Genomic DNA, 22,796 nt, shown 5'->3' on the forward strand with positions numbered 1-22,796 from the left:
GCCGATTCAGAAGCGCAAGCAAATCTAGTAAACTTTTTTCCGTTTGCGCATCTTTCATTCGTTCCGCTTGTTAACTGCGCGTTTTTATCCATTTTGGCAGCTCTGCGAGGCTTTCCAGCACACCATCAGCCAGCGCTTCGCCCTGCTCAGTAACCGGTTTACCGGTGCGAACCAGTAATTTATTTCCCACACCAGCGCCAATGGCAGCCTGCATATCCTCTACCTTATCCCCCACCATATAAGATGCTGCCATATCAATGTGCAGTTCACTCTGTGCGGAAAGCAACATACCCGGCTCAGGCTTACGACAATCACAGACCTGCCGATACTCATCTTCGCCAGCTTCAGGGTGATGCGGACAAAAGTAGATGCCATCCAGATCAACACCGCGGTCTGCCAGCGACCAGTCCATCCATTCTGTCAGTTGCATAAACTGATCTTCTGTAAATTTACCGCGGGCGATGCCGGACTGATTCGTCACTACAACCAGCGCGAACCCCATGCTCTTCAACTCGCGCATAGCATCGATAACACCATCTATAAATTGAAAATCGTCAATCTCATGGACATAACCGTGATCGACATTGATCGTACCGTCACGATCAAGAAAAATTGCTGGAACGCTTTGTGCCACTGACTTTGCTCCTGAATGGCGGAAATTGCGCAGTAGTATCGCATGTTTTCTCCCACAGAGAGAATGTAGAGCCATGACAATCCCGATTGACTTAGCCGTCTAGACGCCCTAACATCCATTTCATATTCTGTTGATACAGAAACTAATTTATCCAGCCATAGGCACTTACGATAAAAACATATGATTGAACTTTCTAATATTACTAAGGTTTTCCAGCAGAATGGGCGGGCCATTACCGCACTTTCTGATGTCAGCCTTCACGTCCCCACCGGGCAAATCTATGGCGTTATCGGTGCATCGGGCGCAGGTAAAAGCACACTGATCCGCTGCGTCAATTTATTGGAACGCCCAACAGAGGGGAAAGTGCTGGTCGATGGGCAAGAGTTGACCCAGCTATCCGATAGCCAACTGACACGCGCTCGCCGTCAAATCGGCATGATTTTTCAACATTTCAACCTGCTCGCTTCGCGTACCGTTTTTGGCAACATTTCGCTACCGCTGGAATTGGATAACACACCAAAAGCGGATATTGCCAAGCGCGTGAATGAATTATTGGAGCTGGTTGGGCTAGCAGATAAACATGACGTGTACCCAGCCAACTTGTCCGGCGGACAAAAGCAGCGTGTCGCTATTGCCCGCGCGCTGGCGAGCAATCCCAAGGTTCTGCTGTGTGACGAAGCAACCAGTGCATTAGATCCTGCAACGACGCGTTCGATTCTTGAATTACTGAAAGACATCAATCGCCGTCTTGGCCTCACCATTCTTCTTATTACACATGAAATGGATGTGGTGAAACGCATTTGCGATCAGGTTGCGGTGATCAGTGACGGACGGCTCATCGAGCAGGACACCGTAAGCGAAGTCTTCTCGCATCCCAAAACGCCGCTGGCGCAGAAATTCATTCAGTCAACGTTACATCTGGATATCCCTGACGATTACCTCACTCGTTTGTCACCAGAGCCTCGTCCAGAAACTACGCCGTTATTACGGATGGAATTTACCGGCAAATCAGTGGATGCCCCACTGCTGTCCGAGGTTGCTCGGCGCTTTAACATTAACAACAACATTATTAGTGCTCAGATGGATTATGCCGGCGGCGTCAAGTTCGGCATCATGCTGACAGAAATGCACGGCAACGATGCAGATATCAAAGCCGCAATCCAATTCCTGCAGGAAAGTCACGTTACAGTTGAGGTTCTGGGTTATGTCTGAAGCAATGATGTGGTTAATGGCCAAGGGAGTATGGGAAACCGTCGCGATGACGTTCGTTTCTGGTTTCTTTGGCTTTGTGCTTGGCTTACCTGTAGGCGTTTTATTGTATACCACGCGTCCGGGGCAAATCATTGCCAATCCAAAGCTGTACCGGATCGTTTCTGCACTGGTAAACATTTTCCGCTCGATTCCGTTCATTATTTTGCTGGTCTGGATGATTCCCTTTACCCGCATCATTGTCGGAACCTCTATTGGTCTGCAAGCGGCGATCGTTCCTCTCACCGTAGGTGCAGCCCCGTTTATCGCCCGCATGGTGGAAAATGCACTACTTGAAATTCCAACTGGCCTGATCGAAGCCGCCCGTGCAATGGGTGCGACGCCGATGCAAATCATTAGAAAGATATTACTGCCGGAAGCGTTACCGGGGCTAATTAATGCTGCAACCATCACTCTCATTACGCTCGTAGGCTATTCTGCTATGGGTGGTGCCGTCGGCGCAGGCGGCTTAGGTCAAATTGGTTATCAGTATGGTTATATTGGTTATAACGCGACGGTCATGAATACGGTATTAATATTACTGGTTGTTTTGGTTTACCTGATTCAATTCTGCGGCGACAGAGCAGTAAAAGCTGTCACACATAAGTAATCACCACAATACGCATTTGCCTGAGGGCATCTGCCAAAAACAGTTAATTAGGGGTAAGGATATGGCGATTAAACTGAAATCTATTGCGACCATTGGCGCACTTATTGGTGCTCTGGCGCTAGCGGGATGTGGGCAGGAAGAAAAAAATCCTAATCATATTAAAGTCGGCGTTATTGTTGGCGCAGAACAACAAGTTGCGGAAATCGCGCAAAAAGTGGCGAAAGACAAATATGGCCTGGACGTTGAGTTAGTCACATTTAACGATTACGTGTTGCCAAATGAAGCCCTGAGCAAAGGTGACATCGATCTGAATGCTTTCCAGCACAAACCTTATCTGGATCAGCAGATCAAAGATCGTGGTTATAAACTGGTTTCTGTCGGCAATAGCTTTGTCTACCCGATTGCCGGTTACTCCAAAAAAATCAAATCGCTGAATGAGCTGCAAGATGGTGCGCAAATTGCGCTGCCAAACGACCCGACCAATCTGGGCCGCTCCCTGCTGCTGCTACAAAAAGTCGGCTTGATTAAACTGAAAGATAACGTTGGCCTGCTGCCAACGGTACTGGATGTCACTGAAAATCCGAAAAATATCAAACTGGTTGAACTGGAAGCGCCACAGCTGCCACGTTCTTTAGATGATGCGCAAATCGCGCTGGCTGTCATCAACACCACTTACGCTAGCCAGATTAACCTGACGCCAACTAAAGATGGCCTGTTTGTTGAAGAGAAAGATTCTCCGTATGTAAACCTGCTGGTTTCACGCGAAGACAACAAAGACGCTGAAAGCGTGAAGAAATTCGTTCAAGCTTACCAGTCTGACGAAGTCAATGACGCAGCAAATAAAATCTTTAATGGCGGCGCAGTGAAAGGCTGGTAATCCTGCCCTAATGTGTTTAATTAAAAGATATCTGCAAGACGGGCTACGGCCCGTCTTGTTATTTGTGCAATTGCTTGCTTCAATACTTGCTCTTTGAGAAAAAGCAGAGGAATCCTTTAATGCGTGCTGTTCCCTTTATATTGTTAGCCATGTCGCTGACAGGCTGTTCTTTATTTCAGAAGCCACAGGCACCCGTTCCTCAACCTGTTGTTGAAACCAAAGCCGTAGAGCCCGCACCGAAACCAAAGCCACCCGTTCGCCCTGCTCCAGCCGTGCTATATAAAAGCGCTGAAGAATTAGTCGGTAAACCTTTCCGCGATATGGGTGAAGTTTCAGGCTCTTCATGTCAGGTCAGCGCTCAGGACTCGCCTCCCAACACGGCAAATGCACGTAAAAGAATGCAGAACCGCGCAACGGCAATGAAGGCCAATGCGGTTTTACTGCATGAATGCCAAACCGTTAGCGGCGTAGCGGGTTGCTATAGCCAAGTCGTTTGCCAAGGCACCGCGCTGAAAGTCTCTGCACAATGAGTCAATTTGTTTTCAATCAGATCGGGATTATCCGCTCACCGTATAAAGAAAAATTTGCCATTCCGCGGCAACCGGGTCTGATTGAAGATGGAGGTGGAGAACTTCAGCTCTTACCGCCCTATAACCAAGCCGACTGTGTGCGGGGACTAGAGAATTTCAGTCATATTTGGATACTGTTCATCTTTCATCAAACGATGGAAGGCGGCTGGCGCCCAACGGTTCGACCACCGCGTCTGGGAGGAAATACTCGTACAGGCGTTTTCGCTACGCGCTCCACTTTTCGCCCCAATCCTGTCGGTATGTCGCTGGTTGAATTAAAAGGAATCCGCGCAAAAGGCGAAGCCATTACGCTCGAATTAGGCAGCCTTGATTTGGTCGATGGCACACCAGTCGTCGATATCAAGCCTTACCTGCCTTTTGCAGAAAGCCATCCTCAGGCGCGAGCGGGTTTTGCCCAAATGGCTCCCGATGCCACGATGCCGGTATTTTTTTCGCCGTATGCAGAAAACCAGATTGCCGAACACCAAAAGAAATATCCTCAGTTGAAACGCTTTATCTCGCAGGTATTGGCGCAAGATCCGCGCCCCGCCTACCGCAAAGGGGAAAGCGCCACGCGAGAATACGCCGTTTTACTGTTAGAATTCAATGTGCGCTGGCGCGTCTGTGGAGAACAAACCGAAGTGTTAAGCCTCGACCCGTCTCACGCGTGTTAAGACACGAGTCCAGCAATATATTCTAAAATTGTTCCTACTCTCTTTTGACACGCAGCCCACGCTGGTAAACTAAACCACTTTTTATGCGCCTTCGGCTGCGCGGCAGCCCTATGCTATTTGTTGTTCTAACGGAACTAAAACCCCATGCGTACTAGCCAATACATGCTCTCCACCCTCAAGGAGACACCAGCCGATGCGGAAGTCATCAGCCATCAGTTGATGCTCCGTGCAGGAATGATTCGTAAACTGGCCTCCGGCCTTTACACCTGGTTGCCGACCGGTTTACGTGTTTTGAGAAAAGTTGAAAACATCGTGCGCGAAGAGATGAACAACGCGGGCGCCATTGAAGTCTCAATGCCGGTTGTTCAACCTGCCGATTTATGGGTGGAAAGTGGACGTTGGGATCAGTATGGCCCAGAACTGCTACGCTTTGTCGATCGTGGCGAACGCCCGTTCGTACTCGGCCCAACACACGAAGAAGTGATTACAGACCTGATTCGTAATGAAATCAGCTCTTATAAGCAGTTGCCGCTGAATTTCTTCCAGATTCAGACCAAATTCCGTGATGAAGTTCGTCCACGTTTTGGCGTGATGCGCTCGCGTGAGTTCCTGATGAAAGATGCCTACTCTTTCCATACTTCACAGGAATCGTTGCAGGTCACCTACGACGCCATGTACGCCGCTTATAGCAAGATTTTCAGCCGTATGGATCTGGATTTCAGAGCGGTTCAGGCAGATACGGGTTCTATCGGTGGCAATGCATCCCATGAGTTCCAGGTACTGGCGGCCAGCGGTGAAGACGATATCGTTTTCTCAACGGAGTCCGACTACGCGGCAAACATTGAACTGGCAGAAGCTGTCGCGCCGAAGTTAGGCCGTGCCGAAGCGACGGAAGAGCTGCGCGTGGTGGATACGCCAAACGCCAAGACCATCGCCGAACTGGTCGAGCAGTTTAAATTGCCGGTAGAAAAAACAGTGAAAACGCTGCTGGTGAAAGCTACGGAAGAAAGCGGGCATAAACTGGTTGCATTGCTGGTGCGCGGCGATCACGAACTGAACGAAATCAAAGCTGAGAAAATTGCTCAGGTCGCAAGTCCGCTGACGTTTGCAACGGAAGAAGAAATTCGTGCAATCATCGGCGCAGGCCCAGGATCATTAGGCCCGGTCAAACTGTCGATTCCTGTCGTTGTCGATCGCACCGTTGCGGCCATGAGCGACTTCAGCGCTGGCGCGAACATTGATGGCAAACACTATTTTGGCATCAACTGGGAGCGTGATGTGGCATTGCCGCAGGTTGCAGATATCCGCAACGTGGTTGAAGGCGACATCAGTCCAGACGGTAAAGGCACGCTGCAAATTAAACGCGGTATCGAAGTGGGTCACATCTTCCAGTTGGGCAGCAAGTATTCTGAAGCGTTGAAAGCGACCGTTCAGGGCGAAGACGGCCGTAACCAGACTCTGACGATGGGCTGCTACGGTATTGGTGTAACGCGTGTTGTCGCGGCAGCGATTGAGCAAAACCATGACGAACGCGGCATCATCTGGCCAGACGCGATTGCACCTTTCCACGTTGCCATTCTGCCAATGAACATGCACAAATCTTTCCGCGTGAAGGAAGTCGCTGAGGATATCTATCAGCAGCTGCGCGCTAAAGGTATTGAAGTTCTGCTCGACGATCGTAAAGAACGTCCAGGCGTGATGTTCGCCGATATGGAATTGATTGGCGTGCCGCACACTATCGTCATTGGCGATCGCAATCTGGATAGCGAAGAGATTGAATACAAGAATCGCCGGATCGGTGAAAAGCAAATGATTAAAACCAGCGACATCATCGATTTCCTGCTGGCGAATATCGTACGCTAATCGCCATCAAACCGCCCTTTCGTGTGAAAGGGCGAGTGACAGACATAAAAAATGGTGGGTTTCCCCACCATTTTTATTCCAAGACATCAGTAACCGTCACGAATTATTCACGAAACAGTTCTTCAATGCTCAAGCCCTGAACCTGCAAAATTTCCCGCAGGCGGCGTAAACCTTCGACCTGAATCTGACGAACACGCTCGCGCGTTAAGCCGATTTCACGACCCACATCTTCCAGCGTAGCCGCTTCATACCCTAACAGGCCGAAACGACGCGCCAACACCTCACGCTGTTTGGCATTAAGCTCAAACAACCATTTAACGATATTCTGCTTCATATCGTTATCCTGCGTGGTGTCTTCAGGTCCGTTATCTTTTTCGTCAGCCAGAATATCCAGCAGCGCCTTTTCCGAATCCCCACCCAACGGGGTGTCGACAGACGTAATGCGCTCATTCAAGCGCAGCATGCGGTTGACGTCATCAACGGGCTTATCAAGCTGTTCGGCAATTTCTTCCGCACTCGGCTCGTGATCCAGTTTATGAGACAGCTCGCGCGCGGTGCGCAGATAAACGTTGAGTTCTTTGACAATGTGAATAGGCAAACGGATGGTGCGGGTTTGATTCATGATCGCCCGCTCTATCGTCTGTCTAATCCACCACGTCGCGTAGGTTGAAAAACGGAATCCTCTTTCTGGATCGAATTTTTCAACCGCACGGATCAGACCAAGATTTCCCTCTTCAATCAGGTCCAGCAACGCCAGACCACGATTGTTGTAACGGCGGGCAATTTTCACTACCAGCCGCAGGTTACTCTCGATCATTCGGCGGCGCGATGGGATATCACCGCGCAGCGCGCGTCGTGCAAAATAAACTTCTTCTTCTGCGGTTAAAAGCGGCGAATAGCCGATTTCTCCCAAATAGAGTTGCGTTGCGTCTAGAACACGCTGTGGGACCCCTTGCGATAACAGCTCGTCTTCCGCCGAGTCACTATCATTGGTATCTTCCTCTGCCAGCGCTTTATCGTCAAAAACGTCAAGTCCATTTTCGTCGAAATCGGTATCTTCATGTAACTCGTTAACTTTCAGCGTACTTTGGCTCATAAGTGGCTCCTACCCGTGATCCCTTGGCAGAATACCGAAATACTCTGCCCGATTTATCGCTGCGGCAGAAAACGCAGCGGGTTTACGGATTTCCCCTTGTAACGAATTTCAAAGTGCAAGCGAACTGAGCTGGTGCCTGTACTGCCCATCGTAGCGATTTTTTGTCCTGCCGTGACATCTTGCTGCTCACGGACTAGCATCGTATCGTTATGGGCATAGGCACTGAGGTAGTCATCATTATGCTTGATGATTATCAGATTTCCGTAACCACGTAGTGCATTGCCCGCATACACCACACGCCCACTGGCAGTTGCGGTGATCGGTTGCCCACGTGAGCCGGCGATATCAATCCCTTTATTTCCCCCTTCGGAATCGGAGAAACTATCTATGACTTTCCCATCGGTAGGCCAACGCCAACTGGCGACAGCAGCCGTATTGCTGCTGGCAACAGCCGCTGGTGCGGAAACAGGAGCGGTTGTTGTTGCCCCTGCCGTAGGTAACATCTTACCTACATTCTGTTTACCCTGGTTACCAGAATACGCATTAGTTGACTGAGAATCAACCGATGTAGATTGTATTTGAGCACTTGATGGCGGCGTCGGTACTCCACCTCGGGTGGCATCGGTTGTTGCCAACATTCCGCCGCCGCTCGTCAGGCCACTGCCCGACGTATTGTTACCGACCCCGTTGCCTAAACTCAGCGATTGCCCCACATTCAGGCTATATGGCTCAGGAATATTGTTGCGCTGCGCCAGATCCCGGTAGTCATTACCAGTAATCCAGGCAATATAAAACAGGGTATCTCCCCGCTTAACGGTATAGGAGCTTCCGCCGCTGTAGCTGCCTTTCGGGATATTACCGTAGCTGCGGTTATAAACGATCCGGCCATCGGACGTTGTTGCTACATTTTCACCCGCCGTTGAAATGCGCGGTGGTGGCGCAGATAACATCCCCCCTCGGCTGCCCGTATTTCCGTCAACGCTGCTGATCGGTGCGGATTTGGAATTATTGTTGGAGCATCCAGCCACTCCAAAGACAACCACCATACACGCAGCAATGTGACGCAAATTCATCATTCGGCTTCCCATGCGCCTTACTCCCCTATAACTATAGCGTTCAAAAAAGTCACTATATCCATCATACTTCAAGTTGCATCGATGCTGGCAATACTCGGCTCATCTGCGAGTTTCGTCCTAGCAGGCCAACGTTTTGCGTTGTTCAAGACGCCCATGTTTTGTCCTGCAACTCGAATTATTTAGGCTATATAACGTTCAAAAAAACAGTAATACTCAGAACTCAATTTGGACATGTCTGCTTCACATCTGCTGTCGCTTAACTGACCGTAGCGTAAATGATTGTAGCGTAACCGATATTTTATTCGTTAAGTTGGAACGAGAAAGATCGCTACTTCACCATCGCTGGTGCATAAGCAAAACAGGAGAGGCACCACGATGATTGGATGCTAACAACACCAACAAGTTCGCACCATAAAACCGTTGTATTGAAATTTTAAAGACTTAGCAACACATGCACACCATTGCCACGGTATCAGGCTAATTCGCCTTTGACTAGCGGAACAAACCGAACGGCTTCAACCGTTTGAATAATAAATTCGCCAGCACGGCGCTGAACAACTTGCAGTATTTGCGACTGTTCGCCAACGGGCAACACCATTACACCGCCCTCATCAAGCTGTCCCAACAGGGCCTGGGGAATTTCCGGCGGTGCAGCCGTAACGATAATGGCATCAAATGGCCCACGCGATGCCCACCCTTGCCATCCATCGCCATGCCGGGTTGAAATATTATGCAAATCAAGCTGCTTTAAACGACGTTTAGCCTGCCATTGCAGCCCTTTGATGCGTTCAACGGAGCAAACGTGGCGAACTAAATGCGCTAAAATCGCCGTTTGGTAACCTGAACCGGTGCCAATCTCAAGCACGCGGGATACCGGCGTCAGGTTGAGCAGCTCCGTCATCTTCGCGACCATATAAGGTTGCGAGATAGTCTGGCCGGAGCCGATAGGTAGAGCAGTGTTCTCATACGCTTTATGTTCGAACGCCTCGTCAACAAAGCGTTCTCTGGGTACGGCTTCTATTGCTTTCAGCAGACGTTCGTCCTGAATGCCTTGCTGGCGCAGTTGTGCCAGCAACGTTTCTATACGTTTGTTTACCATTCCCCGCCGACCTCAGCTCTGGTTAACCTCGCCACCAATACAGCAATTTTCCCGCACAGGGGTAAACCAGCCGCCGCTATCACGCAGTGACTAGCATTGATTCTCTTCAACTATTTTCTGCAAAAAAGCTTCACTGCGCATCAAGCACCGAGATCGGTATCCTGCTGAGCATGCAGTAATTCACGTACCACACTGGTCGCAAAGCTGCCCGCGGGTAGCCAGAATTTCACGTCGACTGTCGCATCATCCTGCCATTCCCACTGCATTTGCTGCGGATACAGCAGTACAGCGCGCCGGGCAGGTTCAACCCGCTCACGTTTGACCAAAGACCATAGCGTTTCTTGTCCGCTCAAGGCCTGTTCTTCAAATACTCGCGCGTCATCCTGCGTACCCAGTTCACCATCACCTGGCAACGGTGCAGTAATCTGGAGCTCGCCAGCATCAAGACGCGCCTGCAAGGTTTCCAATTCATCAGGTTTAGCAACAAACCAACTACCGCGACCCGTTAGCTGTAATGCGTCGCCACACAAAACGGTTTTCGCTTGCTGTTGCGACAGTCTCGCACTGGCAACCTGATTAAACATCGCACTGCGGCTGGCAGAAAGATAAAAGCTACGCTTACTACGTTCTTTTACCCGAATATCATTATTTGCCCAAAGACGTGCCTGCTCAAGATTATTCCCGTTCCGTCCAAAACGCTGACTACCGAAATAATTAGGGACGCCATTAGCGGCTATCAGCGCCAAACGCGCTTCCACCTCGTGTCGATCGCTCACCTGACGCAACACCAGAGTAAAATGGTTACCCCGTAGCGCACCAATGCGCAATTTGCGGCGGTGGCGAGTCACCTCAAGTACGTCACAACCGTCAAGTTCCAGCAAGGAGAAATCTGGCGTCTCTTTTCCCGGCATATGCAGGCAAAACCACTGTTCGGTGACAGCATGGCGATCTTTCAGACCCGCATAGCTGACGGCACGCAGCGGCAGACGGGCAAATTTTGCCAGCATCTCAGCCACGAATTGCGTATTGCAGCCGCGCTTACGTACGCGCACCAAAACCTGTTCACCATCACCATCTGGCTGAAACCCCAGATCTTCCACCACCAGAAAATCTTCCGCGGCGGACTTCAATGAGCCAGTAGCCTGTGGTTCACCATGCAGCCAGACGAGCTGTTCGCTATTTTCCATCGTTATCCCACAAGGTGCATAACTGGATAATACGCAGTCATGACATTGTTTCTTATACTGTTAATTTTCTATTATTGACAAGTGTTGTTGATAAAACATGGCTTATAAAGAACGGCTTACCACGCAACAATTTCGCCCGTTCCTTTTTTCACGAGTAAGGCAACGGCTTCGCAGGCAATACCTTCGCCACGACCGGTAAAACCCAGCTGTTCTGTCGTGGTGGCTTTCACATTGACGTCATCCATGTGGCACTGCAAATCTTCCGCCAGATTCACGCGCATTTGCGGAATATGCGGGGCCATTTTCGGTGCCTGCGCAATAATCGTAACGTCCAGATTACCTAGCTGATAGCCCTTTTCATTGATACGACGCCAGGCTTCACGCAGTAGGCCACGGCTGTCCGCACCTTTAAAAGCCGGATCGGTATCAGGAAACAGCTTGCCAATATCGCCCAACGCAGCGGCACCTAACAGGGCATCGGTCACCGCGTGTAACACCACATCCCCATCGGAATGCGCCAGCAGGCCTTGAGAATAAGGAACTCGAACGCCACCGATCACCAGCGGACCTTCTCCACCAAACTTATGGACATCAAAACCGTGACCGATACGCATCGCGCGTTCTCCTTATCTGTATTTAACGAATAAATTTAACGAATAAAATGAGGTTACTGCAAACGGGTTAAATAGAATTCGGCCAATGCCAAATCCTCTGGACGCGTGACTTTTATATTATCCGACCGCCCGCTGACAATTTGCGGGCGATAGCCACAATATTCCAGCGCAGAGGCTTCGTCCGTAACGGTAACACCATCCTGAAGCGCACGTTGCAAACACTGTTTCAGCAGCGCTGCAGGGAAAAGCTGTGGCGTCAACGCATGCCATAAATCGTTACGCTCTACCGTGTGGCCGATCAACCCGTCCGTACCACGTTTCATGGTATCACGAACCGGTGCGGCCAGAATTCCACCGACCTCAGTCTGCTCAACAATCGCCAGCAAGCGCGTCAGATCGTCCTGATGCAGGCACGGACGCGCAGCATCATGCACCAGCGCCCACGCCGTATCGGAAACGGTAGCTAGCCCTGCAAGTACGGAGTCCGCACGCTGCTGCCCGCCTGTCACGGCACAAATACGAGGATCGTTGGCAATCGCCAAGGTATGAAAAAATGCGTCATTTGGGCTAATGGCAACGACGACACGCTGTACGCGTGGGTGGCGCAAAAGCGCATCGATAGTATGTTCAAGAATGGTTTTATGGCCGATCGCATTATTGCCAATCGTCAGGTACTGTTTAGGACGATCGTTCTGCATCCGGCTGCCGTTACCCGCAGCGGGTAAAACAGCAACAATTTCAGGCGGGGAAAGGCGTGGTGTCTGCATGTGTCAACGTTGTGTATTATTGGATGAAGTCGAATTGGGTGAAGTTGTATTCGCGCCACGATGCCCCGATTCTGGCACCAGACGATAAAAGCTTTCACCAGGCTTGATCATACCCAGTTCATTACGCGCACGCTCTTCTATCGCCTCTTGTCCGCCATTGAGGTCGTCAATTTCAGCAAACAGTTGTTCGTTGCGGTCTTTTAATTTGGCATTGTTACCCAGTTGGACAACAACATCATCGTTCACCCGAACATAATCGTGAATGCCATTTTTGCCCAGCCACAGTGAGTACTGAAGCCAGCCAAGCAATATCAATAATAACAGCGTAAGCTTTCCCATCCCGCCCCCTGAAAAACCGCTTAATCATCCCATAACTTTTGTTTCGACTCCACTGTGTCCGGCAGTGGAAGGCAAGATTCACCTCGCTGCGTCCCCAAATAGGGATATTTCTGGCAAAAATCACGCTCAATGCGCTCTCAGGTAACTTATGTCGGTCGATTTTTCCTGCACATTACGCTCAGGTTACGGCGCGTTCCTCTCTTGCGTAGTAGCCATCACGCAGAACGAAGGCATGACTATAGTCATCGTAACCCATGAAATGGCCTTTGCCAGAGAAGCCGCGGATAGAGTGATCTTTATCGATCGGGGGATTATTCAGGAGCAGGGGACACCAGAGGCGATCTTTACTCATCCGAGTAACCCGCGCGCACAGGCTTTCTTGAGCAAGATTCTGTAACATTGAACGCTGTAAAATAATGGGCTGTCAGCATCCACGCTGGCAGCCTTTTCCCCTTACCACCCCGTCAGAAAAGAAAAAACCAGCCAGAACAGACATATTACCGTCAGCCCTGTCGCAAAAAGCGTGTAAAAAAGATAGCCTCTCAGCAGAAAGCTAAACCCGACGCCAACCAGCACTGAAAACGGCATCAGCGCCAAAAAGAACGGCCACGTGTAAAGCATGAAGAAAAACGTAGTATTAGAGCCATACACCAGAAAAGGGATGCTAAAAGCCAGCCAATAAAAGGAGAACCCCGTCACCGCTCCCATAAACAGATAGGAAACGCTGTCATCCTCTTCTTGCGCTGGACGAGTCTTGCTAATCGTTAACTGCGTGGCATTTTGCATAATCTTTCCCATTATTCCCCTGCATCACCCAACAACTCGGTGAAAAAAAGCGGGGACATCAGAGCTTGATAATAGCTCGCTTGCCAAGCAGATCTAACAATTGGCCGGTCAAAGTTGTTACGAATTGTTCACCATCCAGATGACTATCCGGCGCTTCCGGCGCCTCATACACCGAGTCGATCCCCGTGAAATTGCGCAACTCCCCCGCGCGGGCTTTTTTGTACAACCCTTTAGGGTCACGCGCTTCACAGGTCGCTAAAGGTGTATCCACAAAAACTTCAATAAACTGCCCGTCACCGAGCAGATCCTGCACCATTTTGCGCTCGGCGCGATGCGGAGAAATAAACGCGGTCAGTACCACCAGCCCCGCATCCACCATCAGTTTGGCAACTTCACCCACGCGGCGGATATTCTCGCGCCGCTCGTCGTCAGTGAAGCCGAGATCCCGGCATAGGCCGTGCCGAACATTGTCGCCATCCAGCAGGTAGGTGCTGACACCACGCAGGTGCAATGCCTGCTCCAGCGCGCCTGCTAGCGTGGATTTACCGGACCCAGACAGCCCGGTAAACCAGATAACGACGCCCTGATGACCATGTAGTTTCTCGCGCGACTCACGGGTGACATCGTGCGCATGCCAAACCACGTTATCGTCAGTCGGTTCATCGCGTAAAGACACGTTATTTGCCTCCCAACAAATCGCGCGCACCCCAATGCGGGAAGTGGCGGCGCACCAGTGCATTCAGCTCTAGTTCAAACGCACTGTACGCACCCGGTTCCTGATACACCTGTTCGATAGGTTCGCGTACCAGGCCAGCGCCTACCGTGACATTACTCAGACGATCGATAAAGATCATCCCGCCTGTCACTGCATTATGTTGATAATTGTCCAGCACCAGCGGCTCATCAAAAACCAGCTCAACGGAGCCGATACCGTTCAGCGGCAGATTTTCGGCGACGCGCTGCGTCAGCGTATTGATCTCAACCTGATATTGAATATTCTCAACCCGGGCGCGCGTTTTCTTACCGCCAATCTTGATGTCGTAGCTCTGTCCCGGCACCAGCGGCTGTTCCGCCATCCAGACAACATCCACCAGCGCATGCTGCACCGCTTTCAGCGATTCGCCGCTATCGACCAGCAGATCGCCACGGCTGATATCCACTTCATCCGCCAGTACCAGCGTAATCGCTTCACCGGCCTGTGCCTGCGGCAAATCACCGTCAAAGGTCACAATACGGCTGACGGTGGACTCTACGCCAGACGGCAGTACTTTGACCCGCTGCCCGACACGGATAATGCCGGATGCCAGCGTTCCTGCGTAGCCACGGAAATCCAGATTCGGGCGATTCACATATTGCACCGGGAAGCGCATCGGCTGTTCCAGCGTACGCTGTGCCACATTGACCGTTTCCAGCACGTCCAGCAGCGTCGGTCCGGTATACCAGCCCATCGTCGTGCTTGGCGTTGCAACGTTGTCACCATCCAATGCAGAAATCGGCACGAAGGTAATATTCAGGTCGGCAGGCAGTTGCTGAGCAAAATCCAGATAATCCTGCTTAAACTGTTCAAATACCGTTTGCTGGTAATCCACTAAATCCATCTTGTTCACCGCCACCACCAGATCGCGAATCCCCAGCAGGGTCGCGATGAAGCTGTGACGACGAGTTTGATCCAATACACCTTTACGGGCGTCAATCAGCAGGATTGCCAGCTCACAGGTTGATGCACCCGTTGCCATGTTGCGGGTGTATTGCTCGTGTCCTGGCGTATCCGCGATGATAAATTTGCGTTTTTCCGTCGAGAAATAGCGGTAGGCCACGTCAATCGTAATGCCCTGTTCACGCTCGGCCTGAAGCCCATCGACCAACAGCGCCAAATCCAATTTCTCGCCCTGCGTGCCCAGACGCTTGCTGTCGTTGTGCAGCGTACTGAGCTGATCTTCATAAATCTGGCGCGTATCGTGCAGCAAACGGCCAATCAGCGTACTTTTCCCATCGTCAACGCTGCCACAGGTCAGAAAACGCAACAGCGTTTTATCCTGCTGCGCGTGTAAATAGGCTTCCACACCGCCTTGCTCGGCGATCTGCTGTGCAATCGCATTATTGATAACGACTGCATCTTTCTCAGCCGCATTTTCTGCCGCTGCATCTTTTAAAGAAATTTGGCTCATTCGACGATTCCTCAGAAATACCCTTGACGCTTTTTCAGCTCCATTGAACCGGCCTGATCGCGGTCAATTACCCTTCCCTGACGTTCACTGGTTGTGGAAACCAGCATCTCTTCGATGATCTCCGGCAGCGTTTGCGCATCCGATGCCACCGCACCAGTCAGCGGCCAACAGCCCAGCGTGCGGAAACGCACCATGCGCTGTTCGATCACTTCACCCGGTTGCAGATCGATGCGATCGTCATCCACCATCAGCAGCATGCCATCGCGTTCTACTACTGGACGCGGAGCAGCCAGATATAGCGGAACAATATCGATATTTTCCAGATAGATATATTGCCAGATATCCAACTCGGTCCAGTTAGAAAGCGGGAAAACGCGGATGCTCTCACCTTTGTTAATCTGACCGTTGTAGTTGTGCCACAGCTCTGGGCGCTGGTTTTTTGGGTCCCAACGATGGAAACGGTCGCGGAAGGAGTAAATACGCTCTTTGGCACGCGACTTCTCTTCATCGCGACGTGCCCCGCCAAATGCGGCATCAAAACCGTATTTGTCCAATGCCTGCTTCAGCCCTTCGGTTTTCATGATGTCAGTGTGTTTGGCGCTACCGTGTACAAAAGGGTTAATTCCCAGCGCTTCACCTTGCGGGTTGCGGTGCACCAGCAGTTCACAACCGTAAGCTTTCGCCGTACGGTCGCGGAATTCGTACATTTCACGAAATTTCCAACCGGTATCAACATGCAGCAGCGGGAAAGGCAGCGATCCCGGATAGAACGCCTTGCGCGCCAAATGCAGCATCACCGAAGAGTCTTTACCGATGGAATACATCATCACCGGGTTACTGAACTCGGCCGCCACTTCGCGGATGATGTGAATGCTTTCGGCTTCGAGCTGCCGTAAATGCGTGAGTCGTTTCTCGTCCATACCCTTTCCTTAAGCCAAGTTTACTACCGCTGGGCGGCTGTCTTGCGGCACCGTCGGCGTTGTCTGACCAAACCAGGCAATCTGGTGATGTAAATCCACCACCTCGCCAATCACCAGCAGCGCCGGCGTCGGCGCTTGCCGTGCCAAATGTTCCAACTCTTGCAGCGTACCGATTTGTACCTGCTGATCGTGTCGAGTACCGCGGCTAATCACGGCAACGGGCGTCTGCGATGAACGGCCATGCGCAATAAGCTGCTGTGAAATCTCTGCGGCTTTCATCGTTCCCATATAAATCGCCAGCGTCTGACGGCCACGCGCCAGCGTTGACCAGTCCAACGCATCGCCATCGGGGCGACAGTGGCCAGTAATAAACAGTACGCTCTGCGCGTAATCACGGTGCGTAAGCGGAATCCCCGCATACGCCGTGACGCCCGCGGCGGCCGTCACACCGGGTACCACCTGAAACGTGATCCCCGCCTGTGCCACCGCCTGTAGCTCTTCGCCGCCGCGGCCAAAAATAAAGGGGTCGCCGCCTTTCAGACGCACCACCCGCTTGCCTTCCTGCGCCAGCGTCACCAGCAGTTGATTAATCTCATCCTGTGGCAACGAATGCGCGCTGGCACGTTTTCCGACGCAGATGCGTTCGGCATCGCGGCGCACCAAATCCAGCACATCGGCACTGACCAGATGGTCATACAACACCACGTCCGCCTGCTGCATCACCTGCAATCCACGTAGCGTAAGCAACCCAGCATCGCCGGGGCCTGCACCAACCAGCGCCACTTCACCGCGTACTGCCGCAGGCAATTGTTGCTCGTCTTGCTGATTAACCAGTTGCTGCTGCAATTCGTCTTCGGCCTGCCCCAACTGTCCGGCAGAAACCAGCGATGCAAAGCGTCCGACAAACAGCCGTTCCCAAAAACGGCGGCGTGCTGACATCGAATGCAGTCGGGTTTTAATCCTGTCGCGCCAGCTTCCGGCGATATCCGCCATCGTACCCAAACTGGCAGGCAGTAATGATTCCAGCTTTTCACGCAGCAGACGCGCCAGCACTGGTGCCTGTCCCCCCGAGGAAATAGCCACCACCAGCGGAGAGCGATCGACAATCGAGGGGAAAATAAACGAGCACTTCGGCTGATCGTCCACCACGTTCACCAGCAAATGACGCTGATTCGCCGCCTCAAACACCGCGGCATTCAACTCGGCGTCATCCGTGGCAGCAATCACCAAAAACACACCGGATAACAGCTCGGGCGTAAAAGCGTGCGCCAGCCATTCAACCTGTCCGGCCTGATGCTGTGCAGCCAACGGTTCCGCCAGCGCCTGTGCGACAATTTTTACCTCCGCACCCGCGCGTTGCAGTAGATCGATTTTGCGCGTGGCAACCTCGCCGCCGCCAACAACCAATACCGGGCGCTGACGAAGATCGGCAAATATAGGGAGATAGTTCACAATCGCCTTAACTAAGCAAAAAAGTAGATAATGCGACTATACGGTGAGGACAGAACACTTATGAAATGCCGAATTGGAATGACAAGTTCCGTAATGGAATAACAACACGTTTACAACTGAGATTGGGATGATAACGGCGGTAAAAATGACGGTGATAAAAAACCGGGCGATGCCCTAATGCCTATCGCTTAAACATTGAGATACACGGGGCGACCACTGGGGTGAGGTGTCCCTACGGGAACCTCCCCCTGTGTTTCCCCTAATAACGGGCTTAAGTAACCCGTATTAGACGATATCCAGTTTTTTCTTTTACCCTTCGTGCAGCCCGCATTCGCGTTTCAGGCCGAAGAAGCGGGTTTCTTCTTCGCTCATACCCGGTTCCCATTTACGGGTGGTGTGCGTATCGCCGACGGACAAATAGCCCTGATCCCACAGCGGATGATAGCTCAGGCCGTTTTCTTTCAGATATTGATACACCGTCCGGTTATCCCAATCGATAATCGGCAGGAATTTGAAGACGCCGCGCTGAATCGCCAGCACCGGCAATTCCCCCCGGCTGCCAGACTGCTCACGACGCAGGCCAGCAAACCAGGTTCCTGCATTTAGCTCGCTCAGTGCCCGATTCATCGGTTCGACTTTATTCAGCAGGTTATAGCGTTCAATGCCTTCCACGCCCTGTTCCCAGAGCTTGCCGTAGCGCGCTTCTTGCCAAGCTGCCGATTCAGCGGCGCGATACACTTGCAGGTTCAGCTTAAGCTGCTCCGTCAGTGCATCAATAAACTGATAGGTTTCAGGAAACAAATAACCGGTATCCGTGAGGATGACCGGAATATCCGACCGCTGTTGCGTCACCAGATGTAGTGATATCGCAGCCTGAATACCGAAGCTGGACGACAACACAAAATTGCCCGGCAGATTCTCTAGCGCCCAGCTCACCCTTTCCTGTGCAGACAGTTGCTCAAGCTGACCATTCACGGCAGCCAACGCGGCCACCTGCTCCGCTTTCGGTAATGCGTTGAGCACCTCAAGGTTAAATTCGGCCATCAGGATCTCCTGTCAATCATAAAAATCGCGGGCGGGGTCCAGCACCGGTTTAATGATGTTGGTACGAATGACGAAATCACCGAAGCCTTCATTCGGCTGGCGATCTTGCGCCCACAGCCCGATAAGCCTGTCGATTTCTGCAAGGATCTCAGTTTCATTAATGTTTTCGCGATACATACGGGGAATATGTGTTCCTTCTCGATTCCCACCGAGGTGCAGGTTATAACGCCCCACCGCTTTGCCCACTAAACCAATTTCCGCCAACATCGCGCGGCCACAGCCGTTCGGGCAGCCCGTCACACGCAGGACAATGTGTTCATCGCCCACACCATGCTGCTGCATAATACCTTCCACTTTCGTGACAAATTCCGGCAAGAAGCGCTCGGCTTCTGCCATCGCCAGCGGACAAGTTGGAAACGACACGCAGGCCATCGAATTCTTGCGCTGCTCGCTGACGCTGTCATCAATCAGGCCGTGCTCACGCGCTAGCGCATCAATCTTCGCTTTGCTACGCGCAGGAACGCCTGCCACGATCAAGTTCTGATTCGCCGTTAAGCGGAAATCCCCTTTATGGATCTTGGCAATTTCCGCCAGGCCGGTTTTCAGCGGACGGCCTGGATAATCCAGAACACGACCGTTTTCGATAAACAGCGTCAGATGCCATTTATTGTCGATACCTTTAACCCAGCCGATGCGATCGCCGCGCCCAGTGAATTCATAAGGGCGCACGGCTTCAAACTTCACACCAGCACGCGCTTCCACTTCCTGCTTAAAGTTATCTACCCCCACGCGTTCCAGCGTGTATTTGGTTTTCGCATTTTTACGGTTGGTACGGTTACCCCAATCGCGTTGCGTGGTCACCACGGCTTCCGCGATGGCCAACGTATGCTCAATGGAAATATAGCCCAGTTCACTAGCGGTACGCGGATAGGTTTCTTTATCGCCGTGCGCGATAGAGAGTCCACCGCCCACCAGCACGTTAAAGCCCACCAGACGGCCGTTATCGGCAATCGCAACGAAGTTAAGATCGTTCGCATGCAGATCGATATCATTCTGCGGCGGGATCACGACGGTGGTTTTGAACTTACGCGGCAGATATGTCGAACCCAGAATTGGCTCCTCATCCGTCGTTGCCACTTTTTCCTGATCCATCCAGATCTCAGCATAAGCGCGCGTGCGCGGCAGCAGATGCTCAGAAATCTTTTTCGCCCACTCATACGCCTGCTGATGCAGTTCGGATTCTATCGGGTTAGACGTACACAACACGTTACGGTTCATGTCGTTCGCCGTCGCCAGCGCATCCAGACCGATGCTATTCAGCATCTGGTGTACCGGTTTCACGTTCGATTTGAGAATACCGTGATACTGGAACGTCTGGCGATTCGTGATACGAATGCTGCCATAGATCGTATTTTCAGTCGCAAATTTGTCGATCCGCAGCCACTGCTCTGGCGTCATCACGCCACCGGGCAGACGGCAGCGCAGCAGCATCGCATGGCGCGGCTCCAGCTTCTGCTCAGCACGTTCGGCGCGAATATCGCGGTCATCCTGCTGATACATTCCGTGGAAACGGATCAGCAGAAAGTTATCGCCCTTAAAGCCGCCGGTCAGACCATCGTTCAGGTCGTCAGCAATCGTGCCGCGCAGAAAGTTACTTTCTGTCTTCATGCGCTCAGCATCAGCGAGTTTCCCTTCTACCACCAAAGGACCGGGGTGTTTTTCACTGAAAACGTATTTTTCACTCATTAGTACACATCTCGCTGATAACGGCGCTCAAGGCGCAGATCGCTTAAAAACTCATCGGCCTGTTCACTGTCCATGCCGCCATGCTCAACTATCACATCCAGCAGTGCCCGCTCGACGTCTTTCGCCATACGGTTGGCATCACCACACACGTACAGGTGCGCGCCATCCTGAATCCAGCGCCAGACTTCCGCGCCTTTTTCCCGCAGTTTGTCCTGCACGTAAACTTTATGCGCCTGATCGCGCGACCAGGCCAGATCGATGTTGGTTAGCAGGCCATCTTTAACGTAGCGCTGCCATTCAACCTGATACAGAAAATCTTCCGTAAAGTGCGGGTTGCCGAAGAACAGCCAGTTTTTCCCTTCAGCCCCATCGGCATCGCGCTGCTGCATAAAGGCGCGGAACGGCGCAATTCCGGTACCCGGCCCGATCATGATGACCGGCGCGTCGGAATTAGCTGGCAGGCGGAAGTTATCGTTATGTTCGATGAAGACGCGGATTTCATCGTCTTCACTCAGTCTGTCAGCCAGATAGCTAGAGGCACCACCGGCGCGCTCGCGGCCTTCGTATTCGTAGCGCACCACGCCAACGGTGATGTGCACTTCGCTTTCGACTTCCGCCTGCGAGGAGGCAATAGAGTAAAGGCGCGGCGTCAGCGGACGCAGCAGGCTCAGTAGCTGTTCTGCCGTCAGTTCAGTCGGCGCCTGTCTCACCATATCAACCAGCGGCGTTCGCTGTGCAAACTGCTGGAGAGCTGGCTTATCGGCCAACAGCGACAGCAGCGTTTCATTACGCGACAGTGCCGCATATTTCTCGACAATCGGTGCAGTGTTCTGCGTCAGCTCAAAGTGACTTTTCAGCGCCTGCGATAGTGGCAGCGTCTTGCCGTCAACGCTGACGGATTCATCGCCTTTCAGCCACAGTAATTCCAGCAACTCCTGCACCAGCGCGGAGTCGTTATCGAACCACACGCCCAGCGCATCGCCCGGCTGGTAGCGCAAACCGGAATCGCCCAAATCGATCTCGATATGGCGAACATCCTTTTCGGAATTACGCCCGGTCACTTTCTGGTTCACAGCAAACGTGGCATGCAGCGGTGAGGATTTGCTGTACGGGCTGCTGGTAATTTCATCCAGTGCACCCTGAGAGGCAATTTGCGCGACGGCTTCGCCCTGAACCGGCACTCGAGCCTGCAAAATATCAACCAACTGGCGTCGCCACTGTTCGGCGAGCGCCTGATAATCGACATCGGCATCGACGCGATCCAGCAGGCGTTCAGCGCCCAGCTCAGCCAGACGGTTATCGAAATCCTTACCCGCCTTGCTGAAGAATTCATAAGACGTATCCCCCAAGCCAAACACGGCAAACGCGGTGTCTTTCATCTCAGGCGCTTTTTTAGACAACAGGAACTTATGCAGCGCGACCGCCTCTTCCGGCGGCTCCCCTTCCCCCTGCGTCGAGGCGACGATTAGCAGCAGCTTTTCCTGTCCGATTTGCTTGAACTTGTAATCACCCGCATTGACCAGATTGACAGACAGCTTGGCCGCCAGCAGATCGTCACGCAGTTGTTCCGCGACCCGACGCGCATTGCCCGTCTGCGAGGCGGAGATCAGCGTAATGGTTTGCACTGGCACCGTGACAGCGGACGCCGCCGTGGCCGTTATCGCGCCTGACTGCACGTTCCCAGGCTGCTGTACCAACCCCCAGAAATAGCCAGATAGCCAGGCCAGCTGCGTCGATGAGAAATCACCGGTTGCCGCCTGTAAACGCGTTAATTGCTCCGCACTCAGCGGAAGCAATGAAGTGGGGGAAACCGGAGTAGTCATTGTGATTTCTGTTTCCTTGTGCCTGTGCAGTTAGCCAACGACGCTAATACAAAAACATGCAATAAAAAGATGAATGGAGGATAAGGGTAACGATCTGCATCTTAACAATTAAAGAAATGATGGAAATATTAAATAACCAAAATGACTAAATGGTTTTTCTGATAGTCCTTATTGCTTAAAGTGTTATAGCTGATGGCATGCGCG

Annotated in this window: 22 protein-coding genes and 1 pseudogene; 7 read left to right on the top strand and 16 right to left on the bottom strand. The window is 52.0% G+C overall.

Annotated features, from left to right (window positions below; genetic code table 11):
- Nucleotides 1–70: 70 nt before the first annotated feature.
- Nucleotides 71–634, bottom strand: a complete 564-nt coding sequence (gmhB, locus tag A6301_RS12730) for a D-glycero-beta-D-manno-heptose 1,7-bisphosphate 7-phosphatase (RefSeq protein ID WP_215484087.1) — start codon at nt 632–634, stop codon at nt 71–73.
- A 180-nt stretch (nt 635–814) separates the two neighbouring features.
- Here gmhB and metN point away from each other — a divergent pair, with 180 nt between their 5' ends.
- The 6 genes from metN (at nt 815) to proS (ending at nt 6,475) form a co-directional block, all read left to right on the top strand.
- The gene (gene metN / locus A6301_RS12735) at nt 815–1,846 is read left to right on the top strand and encodes a methionine ABC transporter ATP-binding protein MetN (protein ID WP_107169055.1); all 1,032 of its coding nucleotides are present in this window, start codon (nt 815–817) and stop codon (nt 1,844–1,846) included.
- On the top strand, nt 1,839–2,492 hold the full coding sequence (locus A6301_RS12740; RefSeq protein ID WP_107169054.1) for a methionine ABC transporter permease MetI: 654 nt from the start codon (nt 1,839–1,841) through the stop codon (nt 2,490–2,492). Before metN ends, A6301_RS12740 begins: the two co-directional genes overlap by 8 nt.
- Nucleotides 2,493–2,553: 61 nt before the next feature.
- Nucleotides 2,554–3,369, top strand: coding sequence for a MetQ/NlpA family lipoprotein (locus tag A6301_RS12745; RefSeq protein WP_107169053.1), 816 nt, complete (start codon nt 2,554–2,556; stop codon nt 3,367–3,369).
- Nucleotides 3,370–3,488: 119 nt separating this feature from the next.
- The gene (gene rcsF, locus A6301_RS12750) at nt 3,489–3,899 is read left to right on the top strand and encodes an Rcs stress response system protein RcsF (RefSeq protein WP_107169052.1); all 411 of its coding nucleotides are present in this window, start codon (nt 3,489–3,491) and stop codon (nt 3,897–3,899) included.
- Nucleotides 3,896–4,612: a tRNA (N6-threonylcarbamoyladenosine(37)-N6)-methyltransferase TrmO gene (tsaA, locus tag A6301_RS12755; protein WP_107169051.1), complete on the top strand. Its 717-nt coding sequence runs from the start codon at nt 3,896–3,898 to the stop codon at nt 4,610–4,612. Before rcsF ends, tsaA begins: the two co-directional genes overlap by 4 nt.
- A gap of 144 nt (nt 4,613–4,756) precedes the next feature.
- Nucleotides 4,757–6,475: a proline--tRNA ligase gene (proS, locus tag A6301_RS12760; RefSeq protein WP_107169050.1), complete on the top strand. Its 1,719-nt coding sequence runs from the start codon at nt 4,757–4,759 to the stop codon at nt 6,473–6,475.
- Nucleotides 6,476–6,578: 103 nt separating this feature from the next.
- Here the strand turns inward: proS and rpoS are convergent, their stop codons facing one another.
- From rpoS to ftsB, 7 genes are all read right to left on the bottom strand, one after another.
- Entirely contained in the window at nt 6,579–7,571 is a 993-nt protein-coding gene (gene rpoS, locus A6301_RS12765) for an RNA polymerase sigma factor RpoS (protein WP_107169049.1), read from the bottom strand.
- A gap of 53 nt (nt 7,572–7,624) precedes the next feature.
- Nucleotides 7,625–8,647: a murein hydrolase activator NlpD gene (gene nlpD, locus A6301_RS12770; protein WP_234257950.1), complete on the bottom strand. Its 1,023-nt coding sequence runs from the start codon at nt 8,645–8,647 to the stop codon at nt 7,625–7,627.
- Between the two features lie 472 nt (nt 8,648–9,119).
- Nucleotides 9,120–9,746, bottom strand: a complete 627-nt coding sequence (locus tag A6301_RS12775; protein ID WP_107169047.1) for a protein-L-isoaspartate(D-aspartate) O-methyltransferase — start codon at nt 9,744–9,746, stop codon at nt 9,120–9,122.
- 140 nt (nt 9,747–9,886) lie between these two features.
- Entirely contained in the window at nt 9,887–10,933 is a 1,047-nt protein-coding gene (gene truD, locus A6301_RS12780) for a tRNA pseudouridine(13) synthase TruD (protein ID WP_234257952.1), read from the bottom strand.
- 116 nt (nt 10,934–11,049) lie between these two features.
- Nucleotides 11,050–11,547, bottom strand: a complete 498-nt coding sequence (ispF, locus tag A6301_RS12785) for a 2-C-methyl-D-erythritol 2,4-cyclodiphosphate synthase (RefSeq protein ID WP_107169045.1) — start codon at nt 11,545–11,547, stop codon at nt 11,050–11,052.
- Between the two features lie 53 nt (nt 11,548–11,600).
- On the bottom strand, nt 11,601–12,314 hold the full coding sequence (ispD, locus tag A6301_RS12790) for a 2-C-methyl-D-erythritol 4-phosphate cytidylyltransferase (protein WP_205540143.1): 714 nt from the start codon (nt 12,312–12,314) through the stop codon (nt 11,601–11,603).
- Nucleotides 12,315–12,317: 3 nt separating this feature from the next.
- A complete protein-coding gene (gene ftsB, locus A6301_RS12795; protein WP_107169043.1) occupies nt 12,318–12,653 on the bottom strand; it encodes a cell division protein FtsB in 336 nt (111 codons plus the stop codon).
- 223 nt (nt 12,654–12,876) lie between these two features.
- Between ftsB and A6301_RS12800 the strand changes: the two are divergent.
- Nucleotides 12,877–13,050, top strand: a pseudogene (locus A6301_RS12800) (polar amino acid ABC transporter ATP-binding protein); the annotation flags it as partial.
- A 56-nt stretch (nt 13,051–13,106) separates the two neighbouring features.
- On the opposite strand, the gene A6301_RS12805 reads toward A6301_RS12800, so the two are convergent.
- The 8 genes from A6301_RS12805 to cysJ form a co-directional block, all read right to left on the bottom strand.
- Entirely contained in the window at nt 13,107–13,439 is a 333-nt protein-coding gene (locus A6301_RS12805) for a DUF3561 family protein (RefSeq protein WP_205543196.1), read from the bottom strand.
- A gap of 58 nt (nt 13,440–13,497) precedes the next feature.
- On the bottom strand, nt 13,498–14,178 hold the full coding sequence (gene cysC, locus A6301_RS12810) for an adenylyl-sulfate kinase (protein WP_234257953.1): 681 nt from the start codon (nt 14,176–14,178) through the stop codon (nt 13,498–13,500).
- Nucleotides 14,117–15,544, bottom strand: coding sequence for a sulfate adenylyltransferase subunit CysN (gene cysN, locus A6301_RS12815; RefSeq protein ID WP_107169058.1), 1,428 nt, complete (start codon nt 15,542–15,544; stop codon nt 14,117–14,119). The genes cysC and cysN overlap by 62 nt, the downstream gene beginning before the upstream one ends.
- 74 nt (nt 15,545–15,618) lie before the next feature.
- Complete coding sequence (gene cysD, locus A6301_RS12820; RefSeq protein WP_107169040.1) at nt 15,619–16,527, bottom strand: sulfate adenylyltransferase subunit CysD; 909 nt, start codon at nt 16,525–16,527, stop codon at nt 15,619–15,621.
- 9 nt (nt 16,528–16,536) lie between these two features.
- Entirely contained in the window at nt 16,537–17,979 is a 1,443-nt protein-coding gene (cysG, locus tag A6301_RS12825; protein ID WP_107169039.1) for a siroheme synthase CysG, read from the bottom strand.
- Between the two features lie 309 nt (nt 17,980–18,288).
- A complete protein-coding gene (locus A6301_RS12830; RefSeq protein WP_107169038.1) occupies nt 18,289–19,023 on the bottom strand; it encodes a phosphoadenylyl-sulfate reductase in 735 nt (244 codons plus the stop codon).
- Nucleotides 19,024–19,035: 12 nt separating this feature from the next.
- On the bottom strand, nt 19,036–20,769 hold the full coding sequence (cysI, locus tag A6301_RS12835) for an assimilatory sulfite reductase (NADPH) hemoprotein subunit (RefSeq protein ID WP_234257954.1): 1,734 nt from the start codon (nt 20,767–20,769) through the stop codon (nt 19,036–19,038).
- The gene (gene cysJ, locus A6301_RS12840) at nt 20,769–22,592 is read right to left on the bottom strand and encodes an NADPH-dependent assimilatory sulfite reductase flavoprotein subunit (RefSeq protein WP_234257955.1); all 1,824 of its coding nucleotides are present in this window, start codon (nt 22,590–22,592) and stop codon (nt 20,769–20,771) included. Before cysJ ends, cysI begins: the two co-directional genes overlap by 1 nt.
- Nucleotides 22,593–22,796: the final 204 nt, after the last annotated feature.

It is taken from the genome of Pectobacterium sp. IFB5596, assembly GCF_021432585.1.
Taxonomy (GTDB): domain Bacteria; phylum Pseudomonadota; class Gammaproteobacteria; order Enterobacterales; family Enterobacteriaceae; genus Pectobacterium; species Pectobacterium punjabense.